Annotated in this window: 13 protein-coding genes; 5 read left to right on the top strand and 8 right to left on the bottom strand. The window is 75.4% G+C overall.

The annotated features are described in order from the left end of the window. Positions 1-57: 57 nt before the first annotated feature. Positions 58-789, top strand: a complete 732-nt coding sequence (locus DCS98_RS22825) for a GAF domain-containing protein (protein WP_164704350.1) — start codon at positions 58-60, stop codon at positions 787-789. On the opposite strand, the gene DCS98_RS03775 is transcribed toward DCS98_RS22825, so the two are convergent. Both DCS98_RS03775 and DCS98_RS03770 read right to left on the bottom strand, forming a co-directional pair. Beyond that, the gene (locus DCS98_RS03775) at positions 786-1,553 is read right to left on the bottom strand and encodes a LamB/YcsF family protein (RefSeq protein WP_116449943.1); all 768 of its coding nucleotides are present in this window, start codon (positions 1,551-1,553) and stop codon (positions 786-788) included. The two genes, DCS98_RS22825 and DCS98_RS03775, sit on opposite strands and share 4 nt — an antisense overlap. Before the next feature lie 36 nt (positions 1,554-1,589). Next, positions 1,590-2,777, bottom strand: a complete 1,188-nt coding sequence (locus DCS98_RS03770; protein WP_116449942.1) for a zinc-dependent alcohol dehydrogenase — start codon at positions 2,775-2,777, stop codon at positions 1,590-1,592. Between the two features lie 121 nt (positions 2,778-2,898). On the opposite strand from DCS98_RS03770, the gene DCS98_RS03765 reads away from it, so the two are divergent. Beyond that, positions 2,899-4,020 (top strand): spore photoproduct lyase family protein, encoded by a 1,122-nt coding sequence (locus DCS98_RS03765; RefSeq protein WP_116449941.1) that lies wholly within the window; start codon positions 2,899-2,901, stop codon positions 4,018-4,020. Here DCS98_RS03765 and DCS98_RS03760 read toward each other — a convergent pair. Both DCS98_RS03760 and DCS98_RS03755 read right to left on the bottom strand, forming a co-directional pair. Continuing rightward, positions 4,017-4,709 (bottom strand): DUF6766 family protein, encoded by a 693-nt coding sequence (locus DCS98_RS03760; protein ID WP_116449940.1) that lies wholly within the window; start codon positions 4,707-4,709, stop codon positions 4,017-4,019. The two genes, DCS98_RS03765 and DCS98_RS03760, sit on opposite strands and share 4 nt — an antisense overlap. 85 nt (positions 4,710-4,794) lie before the next feature. After that, the gene (locus tag DCS98_RS03755) at positions 4,795-5,184 is read right to left on the bottom strand and encodes a hypothetical protein (RefSeq protein WP_164704349.1); all 390 of its coding nucleotides are present in this window, start codon (positions 5,182-5,184) and stop codon (positions 4,795-4,797) included. Positions 5,185-5,311: 127 nt separating this feature from the next. On the opposite strand from DCS98_RS03755, the gene DCS98_RS03750 reads away from it, so the two are divergent. Both DCS98_RS03750 and DCS98_RS03745 read left to right on the top strand, forming a co-directional pair. Beyond that, entirely contained in the window at positions 5,312-6,814 is a 1,503-nt protein-coding gene (locus DCS98_RS03750; RefSeq protein ID WP_116449938.1) for a phytoene desaturase family protein, read from the top strand. Between the two features lie 39 nt (positions 6,815-6,853). Next, complete coding sequence (locus tag DCS98_RS03745) at positions 6,854-10,075, top strand: AfsR/SARP family transcriptional regulator (RefSeq protein ID WP_116449937.1); 3,222 nt, start codon at positions 6,854-6,856, stop codon at positions 10,073-10,075. On the opposite strand, the gene DCS98_RS03740 is transcribed toward DCS98_RS03745, so the two are convergent. After that, positions 10,072-10,890 carry an ABC transporter permease gene (locus tag DCS98_RS03740; RefSeq protein WP_116449936.1) on the bottom strand — a complete coding sequence of 273 codons (819 nt, stop codon included), beginning with the start codon at positions 10,888-10,890 and terminating at the stop codon, positions 10,072-10,074. The two genes, DCS98_RS03745 and DCS98_RS03740, sit on opposite strands and share 4 nt — an antisense overlap. Beyond that, the gene (locus DCS98_RS03735) at positions 10,887-11,843 is read right to left on the bottom strand and encodes an ATP-binding cassette domain-containing protein (protein ID WP_116449935.1); all 957 of its coding nucleotides are present in this window, start codon (positions 11,841-11,843) and stop codon (positions 10,887-10,889) included. The genes DCS98_RS03740 and DCS98_RS03735 overlap by 4 nt, the downstream gene beginning before the upstream one ends. A gap of 109 nt (positions 11,844-11,952) precedes the next feature. On the opposite strand from DCS98_RS03735, the gene DCS98_RS03730 reads away from it, so the two are divergent. After that, complete coding sequence (locus DCS98_RS03730) at positions 11,953-12,465, top strand: DinB family protein (protein ID WP_116449934.1); 513 nt, start codon at positions 11,953-11,955, stop codon at positions 12,463-12,465. 18 nt (positions 12,466-12,483) lie between these two features. Here the strand turns inward: DCS98_RS03730 and DCS98_RS03725 are convergent, their stop codons facing one another. Beyond that, positions 12,484-13,974 carry a leucyl aminopeptidase family protein gene (locus tag DCS98_RS03725; RefSeq protein ID WP_241037122.1) on the bottom strand — a complete coding sequence of 497 codons (1,491 nt, stop codon included), beginning with the start codon at positions 13,972-13,974 and terminating at the stop codon, positions 12,484-12,486. A gap of 113 nt (positions 13,975-14,087) precedes the next feature. Beyond that, the gene (locus DCS98_RS03720) at positions 14,088-14,255 is read right to left on the bottom strand and encodes a DUF3117 domain-containing protein (protein WP_012947303.1); all 168 of its coding nucleotides are present in this window, start codon (positions 14,253-14,255) and stop codon (positions 14,088-14,090) included. Between the last annotated feature and the right edge of the window lie 58 nt (positions 14,256-14,313).

Below are 14,313 nucleotides of genomic sequence, written 5' to 3'. Positions count from 1 at the left end.
GGCGCACGACCGGATCGCACGCCAGGCGAGCGGCGCGCGCCGGGCAGATCATGGGGTGTGACCATCGCCGGCCGGTTCGCGGCGGCGCTCGACGACGCGGACGCACCTGGGCTCAGCGGGCCCGAACTGCTGCCCGTCCGACTCGCGCGGGCCTGCGCCCGGACGCTCGCGGTCGACGACGCGGGGCTCTCCCTCCTCGACGCCGAGCACCAGCGGGTGCCGCTCGGCGCGAGCTCCCCGGAGGCGGCGACCGCCGAGCGGCTGCAGTTCACGGTGGGGGCGGGACCGTGCATGACGGCGCAGGAGACCCGCCAGCCGGTGTTCGCCGTCGAGGAGGACCTGCGCCGCCGGTGGCCCGCCTTCGCCGACCTGCTGCTGGGTTCCACGTCCTACCGCGCGGTGGTCGCCCTGCCGCTGCAGCCGGCGCTGGCCGGCGCCGGTGCGATCGACCTCTACTTCCGCCACCAGGACGACGTCCCGGGCCTGGACGTGTTCGAGGCGCTCGCGGTGGGTGAGCTGGTCAGCTCGGCGCTGAGCGAGGCCTCCGTCTGGTCGACCTGGGCCCCCGGGCAGGGCCCGGAATGGCTGCAGGGGCCCGCGCCCCGGCAGCGGGCGGCGGTGTGGGAGGCCATGGGCAAGGTCGGCGTCGAGCTGGAGGTGGACGCTCCCGCCGCGCTGGACCTCATGCGGGCACGCGCGTACGGGGCGGGCCGGACGATCGAGGACGTGGCCGCGGAGCTGCTGTCCGGCTCCCTCCGCGCGGCCGACCTGCTCGCGGGCGAGGCCTAGGCAGGAAGACCCCCGAACGAGCGCACGGTGACGCCGGCGTCGGTGAGCGCCGTCCGGACCGCCCTGGCCAGCCGGGCCGCCCCGGGGGTGTCCCCGTGCACGCAGATCGACTCGGCCGGCACCGGCACCGTGCTCCCGTCGACCGCGGTGACCACCCCCTCGGTGGCCATGCGGACCGCCCGCCCGGCGACCGCCGCCGGGTCCTCGACCAGCGCTCCCGGCTCCCGCCGCGGCACGAGGCGGCCGTCGGGGGTGTAGCCGCGATCGGCGAAGCCCTCGGGGACCGGCCGCACGCCCGCGGCCTCCGCCGCCCGGAGCAGCGCCGAACCGGGCAGGCCCAGGATCGGCAGCCGCCGGTCGAAGGCGAGGACGGCGTCGACCACCGCCTGCGCCTGCGCCTCGTGGGTGACCGCGGCGTTGTAGAGCGCCCCGTGCGGCTTGACGTAGGAGACGCCGGTGCCCGCGGCCCGCGCGATGCCGTCGAGCGCGGCCAGCTGGTACAGCACGTCGGCGGTCAGCTCGGTGGGCTCGACGTCGATGAACCGCCGGCCGAACCCGGCCAGGTCGCGGTAGGAGACCTGGGCGCCCACGGCCACCCCGGCGGCCGCGGCCCCGGCGCACACCCGCCGCATGGTCAGCGGGTCCCCGGCGTGGAAACCGCACGCCACGTTCGCGCTCGACACGACGCCCAGCAGGGCCTCGTCGTCACCGAGCCGCCACACGCCGAAGCCCTCGCCGAGGTCGGCGTTCAGATCGATGCCCACCGGCGCAGTGTCGCACCGCGCCGGTGGGCAGCGGGCTCAGAGCTCGGGCTTGAGCTGCACCTTCACCACGCCGTCGGCCTTCTCCTGGAACTTCCGGTACATCTCCGGTGCCTCCGACAGCGGCACCCGGTGGGTGGCGAACGTGTCGCAGCCCAGCGGGTCGTCGTCGGTGAGCAGCGGCATGATGTCGGGGATCCAGCGCTTGATGTTGCACTGGCCCATGTGCAGCGCGATCTGCTTGTCGAACAGCGTGAGCATGGGGAGCGGGTCGGCCATCCCGCCGTACACGCCCGACAGGGAGATCGTGCCGCCGCGGCGGACGATGTCGATCGCCGAGTACAGCGCGTTGAGCCGGTCGACGCCGGCGGTCTGCATGAGCGGCGCGGAGATCGCCGTGGGCAGCAGCCCGGCGGCCTTCTGCACGAACGTCGTCGCCGGCGAGCCGTGCGCCTCGAGGCCCACGGCGTCGAGCACCGAGTCGGGGCCGCGGCCGTCGGTCATGGCGCGGATGGCGTCGCCGAGGTCGTCCTCGTGCTCGCGCAGGTCCACGACCTCGACGCCCCGGGCGCGCACCCGCTCGAGCCGCTCCGGCACCAGGTCCACGCCGATGACGCGGAACCCCTTGTGCTGGGCGATCCGGCAGGCGAAGTCACCGATCGGGCCGAGGCCCAGGACGACGAGGATGCCGCCGTCGGGCACGTTCGCGTACTCCACGCCCTGCCAGGCCGTCGGCAGGATGTCCGACAGGTAGGCGAACCTGTCGTCGGGCGGCCCGTCCGGCAGCTTGATGTGGGTGAACTGGGCCTGGGGCACCCGGAGGTACTCCGCCTGCCCGCCCGGCACCTCGCCGTAGAGCTTGGAGAAGCCGAAGAGCGCCGCACCCATCCCCTGGTCGCGCACCTGCGTCGTCTCGCACTGGGTGTAGAGCTGCTGCCGGCACATCCAGCAGTGCCCGCAGGAGATCTGGAAGGGGATCGCCACCCGGTCCCCCACCGCCAGCTCGGTGACGGCCGACCCCACCTCGACCACCTGGCCCATGCTCTCGTGGCCGAGGACGTCGCCCTTCCCCATGAAGGGCGCCAGGGGCTCGTAGAGGTGCAGGTCGGACCCGCAGATGTTCGTCGTCGTCACGCGGATGACCGCGTCGGTGGGCTCCTGCACGAACGGGTCGGGCACGTCCTCGACGCGTACGTCGCGCTGTCCGTGCCAGGTCACTGCCTTCATGGGGCTCCCGTCGTCGTGCGCGTCCCGGCGGGACGGCGCTCGAGGCCGAGGTGCCCGGTATGCGCAGGTCCGACACGCGCCGGTCCGGAATGCCGGCCCACGGCCCGGCGCTGCACCGGGCGTGACGGCCGGCGACGAGCTCACCCTCTTCGACTCCCCCGCCCCGGCACGCGAGGTCCCGGTGGACGACCGGCTGCTGCGGGTCCGCCGCATCTACGCCGAACCCGCTGCCGCCGCCTCCCCCCGTGGCCGCCAGGTGCTCGGCCGCTTCCCCGACGCCGAGCTGGTCGAGGTGCCCTCGCACTGGCAGATCCCGGACCTGCACGGCAACGCCGGCAACGTCGACAGGTGGGTGCGGGTCAAGACCGAGACCCTCGTCCTCGGCGTCAAGAAGTCGCTGTCGGCCCGGCCGAACGAGCGCTCGTCGAACTGGATCGCGCCCTCCACCGCCAACGGGTGCGCCATGGCCTGCGCCTACTGCTACGTGCCGAGGCGGAAGGGCTACGCCAACCCGATCACGGTGTTCACGAACATCGAGCAGATCACCGGCTACCTGCGCCGGCACGTGGCGCGCCAGGGGCCCAAGACCGAGCCCGACCAGTGCGACCCGGTCAGCTGGGTCTACGACATCGGCGAGAACAGCGACTGCTCCGTCGACGCCGTGGTCAGCGACAACGTGGCCGACCTGATCGGCACCTTCCGCGAGCTGCCCACGGCCAAGGCGTCGTTCGCCACCAAGTACGTCAACCGGCGGCTGCTCGACCTCGACCCCCGGGGCCGCACCCGCGTGCGCTTCTCGCTCATGCCCGACGCCGACGCGCGGCTCCTCGACGTCCGCACCAGCCGGATCGCCGAGCGGATCGCCGCCGTCGACGACTTCGTCGAGGCCGGGTACGAGGTGCACCTCAACCTCTCCCCCGTGGTGCTGCGCGAGGGCTGGGAGGCCGACTGGGCGGCGCTGCTGGCGCACCTGGACGACGCCCTGGCACCCGACACCAAGGCGCAGGCGGCCGCGGAGGTCATCTTCATGACGCACAACCGCGACCTGCACGAGGTCAACCTGGGCTGGCACCCGCGGGCCGAAGACGTGCTGTGGCGCCCCGAGGTCCAGCAGCCCAAGCGCAGCCAGAACGGGCAGTGGAACGTCCGCTACCGCAACGACGTCAAGCGCGCCGGCGTGGACCGCCTGCAGGAGCTCGTCGCCGCGCACGCCCCCTGGCTGCGCGTCCGCTACGCGTTCTAGCCGGTCTGGCCCGTCTCGGCGTGCGCGACACCGACCGGCTTGGACTCCGGCGACCCGCGCTGGCGCAGGTACACGGAGAAGACCGCCATCGACCCGACAGCCAGCATCTCCGACTGCCAGTTCTGGAAGGACCGGTTCCAGAAGTCGGCCTCGCCCAGGTAGCCCAGGTACCCGACCGGGTCCTGCCGCTGCCCGAGCTGCTCGCTGTTGAACGCCGCCCAACCGGCGATCGAGGACGCCGTCCAGGTGAGCAGGAAGAGCGCGCCCATCAGCAGCCCGAGCGAGCGCGAGAACACCGCCGTGCGCAGGCCGCCGGTCCGCGCCCAGGCGGGCGAGTCGTCGTCGGAGTGCCGGCCGATGCGCTGCTCCCGGTCGGACTCGGTGCCCTCCTCGCCGGGCTTCTTCGACTCCGCCGAACCGCGCTGCACCAGCCACACGGTGGCGAAGACGTAGAGGAAGAACTGCAGGTACTCCGACTGCCAGTTCTCCATGACGTCGACGCCGAACGACGACGAGGTCACGTAGTCCAGGAGGGACACCGGCTCCAGGCCCTCGGTGGCCTGCTGGGCGTTCTGGTCGGCCATGCCCGACAGCGCCTGCCCCACCAGCGTGACGAGGAAGACCGCGCCGAACGCCAGGCTCAGGGCGTTGGCCCGCAGGAAGCCGTACCGCTTCTCCCGGACGGTCATCGGCCCACCAGTCCCAGCGCCGTGACGTAGACGATGCCCAGGACGACCACGACGAGGTAGGCGGCGAACACGGCCCGGACCCCTCTCACGGCCCGTCCACCTCGCAGTCGTAGGGCGCCTCGGCACGCGGGCGGCAGACCGCTGCCGTGATGCGCCAACCGGAACCCGTCTGGGTCAGGAACAGCGTGTCGCCGCTCAGCCGCACCTGCGCCTGCCCGCCCCAGACCTCGACGGACTCCACCGTCCCGCCACCCAGGGGGAGGTCCGCGACGACGTCCGCGCACGCTGCGGACCCGCTGTCCTCCAGGGCGGCGCGCGTCGCCGGGGCCAGCAGGTCGCACCGCTCGGCGGCCCTGCCACCGGTGTCCTCGAACGACGTGGCGACCCGCTCCACCTCGGCCGCCTCCGTGCTCGCGCACCCGGCCAGCACGACGGCCCCCGGGACGAGGACGAGCGGCCCGATGCTGCGTGGCACGTGCACCACGACACCTCCCATCCGGTCGCGGCAGGCTGTTCCACCTGGCGGTGGCGCTACCCCTGGTGCCTCCGGCGACAAACGATCGTCACCCGGACGGCGGACCTCCGGCGGCTACCGTGGTCGCGTGGCTCGGGTGGCGGTCGTCGGCGCGGGCCTGGGCGGTCTCGCCGCCGCCGCGCGGCTGGCCGCCGCCGGCCACGCGGTCACCGTGCTGGAGCAGGCCACCGCCATCGGCGGGAAGCTCGGGACCTACGCACGCGACGGGCACGTCTTCGACACCGGGCCGTCGCTGGTGACCATGCCGCAGGTCTACCGCGACCTGTTCGCGGCCACCGGGGGACCGCTCGAGGAGGCCGTCGAGCTCGTCCGCCTCGACCCCGCGGTGGCCTACCGGTTCGCCGACGGGACGCGCATCGACCTGCCCGGGCACGCGGCCGCCATCCCCGAGGCGCTCACCGACGCCCTGGGGCCCCGGTCGGGACGGGAGTGGACCGGCCTGATGCAGCGGGCCGCGGCCATGTGGCGGATCAGCGAGGAGCCGTTCCTGCGCCGGCCGCTCGAGGGCGCGGCGACCCTCGCCCGGCTGGCGCGCAACCCGGCCGACGTCGCCACCATCGCGCCGTGGCAGAGCCTGCGCGGGCTGGGCACGCGGCAGCTGTCCGATCCCCGCCTGCGGGTGCTGCTCGACAGGTACGCCACCTACTCGGGGTCCGACCCCCGCCGGGCGCCCGCGGTGCTGGCGACGGTGCCCTACGCCGAGCAGGCCTTCGGTTCCTGGTACGTCCGCGGCGGGCTGCACCGGCTGGCGCTGGCCGTGGCCGACCGGGCCGAGAGCCGCGGCGCGACGATCCGTACCCGCACCCCGGTGCGCCGGGTGCTGGTGGAGGGTGGGCGCGCGGCGGGGGTGGAGCTCGCCGACGGCTCGCGGGTGCCGGCCGACGTCGTCGTCTCGGGGATCGACGCCACGGCGCTGTACGCCGACCTCGTCCCCGGGGACGGACGTGCCCGCGGGCCCCGGCGCGACCTGGCACGGGCGACGCCGTCCCTGTCGGGGGTGGTCCTGCTGCTCGCCCTGCGCGGCCGCACACCGGGTCTGGCCCACCACACCGTACTGTTCCCCGAGGACTACGACGCGGAGTTCGACGCCGTCTTCGGATCCGGCCGCTTCCGCGGAGCGCCCCGCCCGGTCGCCGACCCCACCGTCTACGTCAGCGCGCCCGACGACCCCGCGCTGCGCCCGGACGAGGACAGCGAGTCCTGGTTCGTGCTGGTCAACGCCCCGCGGCACGACCCCGGGCGAGGCGTGGACTGGGACGAGCCCGGCCTCGCCGGGCGGTACGCGGCCGACGTGCTGGAGGTGCTCGCCCGGCGGGGGCTGGACGTGCGGGACCGGGTGCGCTGGTGCGAGGTGCGGACGCCGGCCGACCTGGCCCGCGGCACCGGCAGCCCCGGCGGCTCGATCTACGGGTCGTCGAGCAACGGCACCCGCGCCGCCTTCCTGCGCCCCGCGAACGCCTCGCCGGTGCCCGGCCTGTTCCTGGTCGGCGGATCCGCCCACCCCGGCGGCGGTCTGCCGCTGGTCACCCTGTCCGCGGAGATCGTCGCCGGCCTGGTCGGACCGGCCTGAGCCCGCCGCGGCGTCGAGCGCAGGTGCGAGACTCGCGCCGTGCGGATCGCCAACCTCGGCCCTCTGGAGGTCCGGGACGACGCCGACCGCGAGATCCCCGTCCCCGGACGCCGGCTGCAGCACCTGCTCCTCCAGCTCGCGGCCGACCCCGGTCGCTGGGTCCCGGCCGGCACCCTCACCGACGCCGTGTGGGCGGACGAGACCCCCGCCGACCCGGCCAACAGCCTGCAGTCCCTCGTCTCCCGGCTGCGCCGCGTCCTCGGCCGCCCGCAGCTGGTCGAGCAGTCGGCGGCCGGGTACCGGCTGGCCGTCGAGCCCGGCGACGTGGACGCCGTGCGCTTCCCCCGGCTCGTCGCCGACGCCCGCGCCCGCACGTCCTCCGACCCGGCCGGTGCCGAGGAGACCCTCCGCGAGGCGCTGTCCCTGTGGCGGGGCCGGGCGCTGGCCGAGGACGACACCCCGGAGGCCGCCGGGCGGCGGTCGGTCCTCGACGACCTGCGGCTGGACGCGACGCGCGACCGCTCGTCGCTGGCCGTCCGGGCCGGCCGGGCGGCCGAGGTGGTGCCGGAGCTCGAGGAGCTCGTCGTGGCCCACCCGCTGCGCGAGGACCTGGCACTCACCCTCCTCGACGCCCTGGTGGCGGCCGGGCGGCCCGCCGAGGCGCTGGCGGTCTACGAGCGGGTCCGCGCCACGCTGGCCGAGACGCTGGGCGCCGACCCCTCCCCCGCCCTGCGCAGCCGGCACCTCCAGCTGCTGCAGCAGGCCGAGCGCCCGCTCCGGGTGCCGAGCAACCTGCGGGCCGCGGTCACCAGCTTCGTCGGCCGGGACGACGACGTCCGCGCCGTGCTCGACCGGCTGGCCACCGCCCGCCTGGTGACCGTGGTGGGAACCGGCGGAGCCGGCAAGACCCGCCTGGTCGGCGAGGTGGCCGACCGCGTGGTCGAGGGCCGCGCACTCGACGCCGCCGACGGCGTCTGGCTGGTCGAGCTGGCCTCGGTCACCGAGCCGACGGCGGTGTGGCAGGCGGTGCTGGACAGCCTCGGCAGCCGGGACGTCGCCCTGCCCGACCCGGTCGCCGACTACCAGCGCCGCGCCGCCCGTGACCGGCTGCTCGAGCGGTTGCGGCCGGCGCGCTGCCTGCTGGTGGTCGACAACTGCGAGCACCTGGTCGACGCCGCGGCGGAGGTGGTCGCCGAGGTGCTCGCCCGCTGCCCCGGGGTGCGGGTGCTGGCCACGAGCCGCGAGCCGTTGGCGATCGAGGGCGAGCTCCTCCACCCGCTCGGCCCGCTGCCGACGCCTCCCGAGGACGTCCCCTGGGCGGAGACCGCGGACAGCCCGGCCGTGCGGCTGCTCCTGGACCGGGCGCGGGCCGTCGACCCCCAGGTGGCCCTCGACGACGCCGTCGTGGAGATCGTCCGCCGGCTCGACGGCCTGCCGCTCGCGATCGAGCTGGCCGCCGCGCGGCTGCGGGTCCTCTCCCCCGCCGAGGTGGCCGACCGGCTGGGCGACCGCTTCCAGCTGCTCACCGGTGGACGGCGCACGGCCACGCCGCGGCACCGCACGCTGCGCGCCGTCGTCGAGTGGAGCTGGGAGCTGCTCACGCCGCTGGAACGCGAGGTGGCCGAGCACGTCTCGGTGTTCGCGTCGGGCGCCACCGAGGCCGCGGTCGCCGCCGTGGCGCCGAGCTGGCGCGACGGGGACCCGCCGGGCACGCCGCTGGCCGACGTCCTCCACGCGCTGGTCGACAAGTCGCTGCTGATCGCCACGCGGACCGGGGACGGCACCCGGTTCCGGATGCTCGAGACGCTGCGCGAGTACGGCGGGGAGCGGCTGGCGCAGCAGGGCCTGGTCACCGCGGCGCGGACGGCGCACGCCCGCTGGTTCCTCGAGCTGGTGCGCCGCCAGGACGAGCGGCTGCGGGGACCCGGGCAGCTGGCAGCGCTGCGGGCCGTCGACACCGACCGGGACGACGTGCTCGCGGCGCTGCGCTTCCTCGGCGACGCCGGGCACGCCGCCGACGCGATCGACCTCGTGGTCCACCTCGGCTGGTACTGGCTGCTGCGCGAGAGCGGTCAGGAGGCGACGCTCTGGACCGCGTTCGCCCTGGCCGTGCCCGGGGCGCAGGAGGCGCCGCACCACGTGCTGGCCGAGGCGCTCCAGCAGCTGCTGGGGTTCTCGGGCGGCGCCGACGCGGCGGACCTCCCCGGTGAACAGGCCCGGCTGGTCGCCCTCGCCGACCGGCTGGCCGCCGTCGGCTCGTCGCACCCCGCCGCGACGGTCCTCCGGCCGCTGCTGCTCTTCATGGGCGAGGAGCGGACGCGGGGAGAGGCCGCCCTCGCCGACGCGCTCGCCGATCCCGACCCCTGGGTGCGCGCGGCGGGCCGGCTGGCCCGGGTGCTCTACGCCGAGAACGACGGCGACGTCGACACGGTCCGGCGGGAAGCGGACGCCGCCGTGGCCGAGTGGGAGGCGATCGACGACCGCTGGGGGCTGGCCGCCGCGCTGTCCTCCCGCGGGCTGGTGCGAACGGTGGACGGCGACCTGCTGGGCGCCGTCGAGGACTACGAGCGGGCCCGGGAGTGCATCCGGGCCTTGGGCAGCGACACGTCCGACGACGTCCTGGTGACGATGCGCCTGGCCGACCTGCGGCTGCGGGCCGGGGACGTCGAGGGCGCCCGCCGCCACGCCGAGGTGATGCGGGCGCAGCCTTCGGCCGGCCGGGGCCGGCTGCTGCACGCCGTCCTCGTGGAGGCGACGGAGGGGGCGATCGCCGTCGCGGCGCGGGACGACGAGGGGATGGCCGCGGCCTACTCGTCCCTGGACGCCCTGCTGGCGGGGCTCGCCGACCCCGGGGTGCGCGACGCGCACGGCGGGGCGGTCGGCCACGCCGCGGCCGCCGGTCTCGCCGTGCGCCTCGGGCGGATCGACCGGGCGGGTGAGCACCTGCGCGAGGGGTACGCGCAGGCGCTCCTCACGAGGGACCGGCCGATCCTGGCCGCCGTCGCGACGGCGGAGGCGCTGTGGCTGCACGCCCTCGGGCTCGACCGCGAGGCCGCCGTCGTGCACGGTGCCGCGGTCCGGCTCCGGGGGGCCGAGGACCCGACCGACCCCTCGACGGCCGAGCTCGTCGCCGCCCTCCGCGCAACGCTGGACGACGGGTACGACGCCGCCTTCGCGGAGGGCCGCGCGCTCGACCCGGACGAGGCGGTCGCCCGCATCGACCCGGGGGCCGAGCGGGCGACGACCGACGGGGCCGGCTAGGCCCGCCTGCGGTAGGCCCGCACCGCCAGCGGTGCGAAGACCACCAGCAGCACCGCCATCCAGACCAGGGTCCAGCCGACGTGGCCGGCCACCGGTCCCCCGGTCATCAGCCCGCGGACGGCGCTCACCAGGTGGCTGATCGGGTTGACGTCCACGAACGCCTGCAGCCAGCCGGGCATGGTCTCGGTCGACACGAACACGTTGCTGCCGAAGGCCAGCGGGAAGATCAGCAGGAACATGATCCCCTGCACCGCTCCCGGGGTCCGGACGAGCATGCCGACGTACACCGAGATCCAGCCGAAGCAGAGCGCGAAGGCCATCGACAGCGCCAGCGCGGCGAGAACGCCACCCGCGCTCACCGGGTCGAAGCCCATGAGGGTGCCGACGCTGATCATGACCGCGAACAGGATCACGTAGCGGACCAGGTCGGCCAGCACGGCCCCGACCAGAGGTGCGGAGCGCGAGATCGGCAGGGAACGGAACCTGTCGAAGACACCCTTCTCGATGTCGGCGTTGAGGTTCTGCCCGAGCGAGACGCTCGCCATGGCGATCGTCTGGCCGAGCAGCCCCGGCAGCAGGAACTGCAGGTACTGCTGCTGCGAGCCGCCCGCGATCGCGCCGCCTAACACGTAGGTGAACAGGGCCAGGAAGATGATCGGCTGCAGGGTGACGTCGATCAGCGCCTCGGGCGTGCGCCAGGTCTTGATCAGGCTGCGCCGGGCCAGGACCTGCGCCTGGCGCCAGGGCGAGCTGCCCGACCCCTCGGGCAGGTCGACGTCGACGGGCAGGTCGCGTGCGGTGAGCGTGGTGGTCATGCCGCCTCCTCGGTGGTCTCGTCGGTGGGCCGGCCCGTCAGGGTCATGAAGACCTCGTCGAGGCTCGGCAGGTGCAGGGACAGCTCGCTCACCGAGATGCCGGCGCTGCGGAGCCGCTCGGTGAGCCCGGGCAGCAGCGAGTCGTCGTCGACGCGGCAGCTGAGCTCACCGCGGTCGTTCGACAGCGGGGCCGACCGGGTGAAGTCACCGAGCAGCGCGGCGACCTCACCGGTCCGAGACGGGTCCACCGGCCGCACGCGCAGCCGCTGGCCGCCGATGTGGTGCTTGAGGCCGTCCGGGGTGTCGTGGGCGATGACCCGGCCGCGGTCGATCACGCTGATCTCGTCCGCCAGCGCGTCGGCCTCCTCCAGGTACTGCGTCGTCAGCAGCACCGTGGCGCCGTCGGCCACGACCCGCCGCACGACCTCCCACATCTCCTCCCGCTTGGCCGGGTCCAGCCCGGTGGTCGGCTCGTCGAGGAAGATCACCGATGGCCGGCCGACCAGGCTGGCGGCGAGGTCCAGCCGCCGGCGCATGCCGCCGCTGTAGGTCTTCGCCGTCCGGCCGGCGGCCTCGCCGAGGTCGAACCACTCCAGCAGCTGGTCGGCGCGGGCCCGTGCCTCGCGGGTCCGCAGCCCGAGCAGCTGGCCGATGAGCAGCAGGTTCTGGGTGCCGGTCAGGTCCTCGTCGACGGACGCGTACTGACCGGTCAGCCCGATCCGCGCGCGCACCCGGGCCGGGTCGGCCAGGACGTCGGAGCCGGCGACGCGGGCGGTCCCCGAGTCGGGCCGGAGCAGCGTGGCGAGCACCCGGACCGCCGTCGTCTTCCCGGCGCCGTTGGGGCCGAGGACGCCCAGCACGGTGCCCTGGCGGGCGGCCAGGTCCACCCCGGCGAGCGCCTGGGTGGTGCCGAAGCGCTTGGTGAGGCCCTCGGCCTCGATCGCGTAGGTCATGTTCTCCCCTTTCGTCGCCGCCGACGATGGGGCAGCCCGCTGACCGGGCGCGCACACGGCGCTGACACGGGCGCACACGGCCGTCGTCCCCACCTGAGAAGGTGTCGCGGTGCGCACCGACCCACCGGACTCCGGCTCCGAACGCGACCTGCTGTCCGCCTTCCTCGACTACCAGCGCGAGACGGTGCTCCTCAAGACCGAGGGGCTGACCGCCGAGCAGCTGGCGCGGACCATCCCGTCGTCGTCGCTGACGCTGGCCGGCCTGCTCAACCACCTGGCCCTGGTGGAGGACTCGTGGTTCGACGAGCGCTTCGCCGGCCGCCCCGAGCGCGAGCCGTGGGCCGGCATCGACTGGGACGCCGACCCCGACTTCGAGTTCCGCACCGCGACGGACCTCGAGCCGGCCGAGCTGCGGGCCCGCTACGTCGACGCGTGCGCCCGCAGCCGGGAGGTGGTCGCCGCCACGGCGAGCCTGGACGACCTGTCGGTCGGGACCTCGCGGCGGACCGGGAACCGGTGGGACCTGCGCTGGGTGCTGCTGCACATGATCGAGGAGACCGCGCGGCACGCCGGGCACGCCGACCTGCTGCGCGAGGCGATCGACGGCTCGACCGGCGAGTAGCGCCGGCCGGGCCGCCGCTCAGTCGAGGACCGTCTCCGCCTGCTCGACCGGCGCCCCTGCCTCCAGCCAGTGCAGGAGCGTCCGGACACCGAAACCGGTCCCGCCCTTGACCACCTCGGCGTCGTCGGAGCCGGCCCGCGCCGGCCCGGCCACGTCGAGGTGCGCCCACGGCAGGTCACCGGCGAACGGCTGCAGGAACAGCGCGGCGGTGGTGCCGCCGGGGTTGCCCGGGGCGTTGTTGGCGTCGGCGACGGCGCTGTCGAGCAGGTCGCGGTGCTCCTCGAGCAGCGGCATCCGCCACGACGCCTCCCCCGCCTGCGCCCCTGCCGTGCGCAGCGCGTCGGCGAGGCCGTCGGTGGTGGCGAACAGGCCCGCCGTCTTCGTGCCGAGCGCCACCTTCATCGCCCCGGTGAGCGTGGCGACGTCGACCAGCACGGTCGCGCCCAGCTCCAGGCGGGCGTGGGCCAGCCCGTCGGCGAGCACCATGCGCCCCTCGGCGTCGGTGTTGAGCACCTCGGTCGTGCGCCCGCCCACGTGCCGGACGACGTCGGCCGGGCGGTAGGAGGAGCCGGAGACGGCGTTCTCGGCCGCCGGGACGACCGCCGTCACGGCCACCGGCAGCTCCAGCCGGGCGGCGGCGTCGACCACCGCGAGCACGGCGGCTCCCCCGGCCATGTCGGTCTTCATCTCGCGCATGCCCGCGTTGGGCTTGATGGAGAGACCGCCGGTGTCGAACGTGATGCCCTTGCCGACCAGCACCGGGTGCCCGGCGCCCGCCGATGGGGGCCGGTAGGCGGCGACAACCACGCGGGGCGGGGTCGCCGACCCACCCCCGACGGCCAGCACGCCGCCGAAGCCGCCGGCCCGCAGCTCGTCCGGACCGAGGACGGTGACGGTGACGTGGGGCAGGCCGGAGAGCCGGTCGACGGCCTGCTCGGCCAGCCACGGAGGGTTCTTCACGTTGCTGGGGGTGTTGATCAGGTCGCGCGCCCAGGCGACGGCTCCGGCGGTGGTGCGGCCGGCCTCGACCGCGGCGGCCACCGCCGGGTCGTCGGCGTCGGCGGCGACCACGGTGACGGTCGCCAGCCGCGGCAGGTGCGGCGTGGACAGCTCGCGGAAGCGGTAACCCGACAGGAGCGCGGCCTCGACGGCGGCGCGCACCTCGACGGCCCCGGCCGGCGCGACCGTGGTGTCCACGGGCAGCACGAGCCGGCGGGCCCCGTGCTCGGCCAGCGTCTGGGCGCGGCGCACCGCGGTGGCCACGTACCCGCGGAGGTCGGGCAGCGCGCCCTCCCCCACCCCGACGGCGACGACGCTGCGCGGCCGCCGTCCGGCGACCGGGATGTTGGTGACGGTTCCCGCCCTGCCCCGGTTGCCCGTGTCGGCCAGGGCGCCGGTCAGCAGCTCGGGGCTGACCGGAGGGGCGGCGGCGCCGTCGAGCCACGAGGGGAGGGTCCCGCCGGCCCCGACCGGGACGGCGAGGACGTCCTCGGGGCCGAGCGTCGGCACGGCGGACACGATCTCGACCCGCGGCAACGGCGCGGCCCCGGTCGCCGGCGAGCTGCCGACGGCCGGGGCCGAGTCGTTCGCGGGGCTGCCCGGGGGCAGGCTCGCGGAGGTGTTCAGCTGGTCGCGCCCTTCAGTGCCTCCGACAGCGCCGCCGCCTCGTCGGGAGACAGCTCGACGACCAGGCGACCGCCTCCCTCGAGCGGAACGCGCATGACCAGGCCGCGCCCCTCCTTGGTGACCTCGAGGGGACCTTCACCCGTGCGCGGCTTCATGGCCGCCATGCGTGCCTCCTTCATCGGCCCACCGATCCTGCCGGGGCAGGAGCGTGGGCGTCCGTCG

Source organism: Blastococcus litoris, from assembly GCF_003075095.1.
In the GTDB taxonomy this organism is placed as follows: Bacteria; Actinomycetota; Actinomycetes; order Mycobacteriales; family Geodermatophilaceae; genus Blastococcus_B; species Blastococcus_B litoris.
The sequence above is the reverse complement of the archived record's forward strand: the minus strand, read 5'-3'. Positions and strand labels throughout refer to the sequence as shown.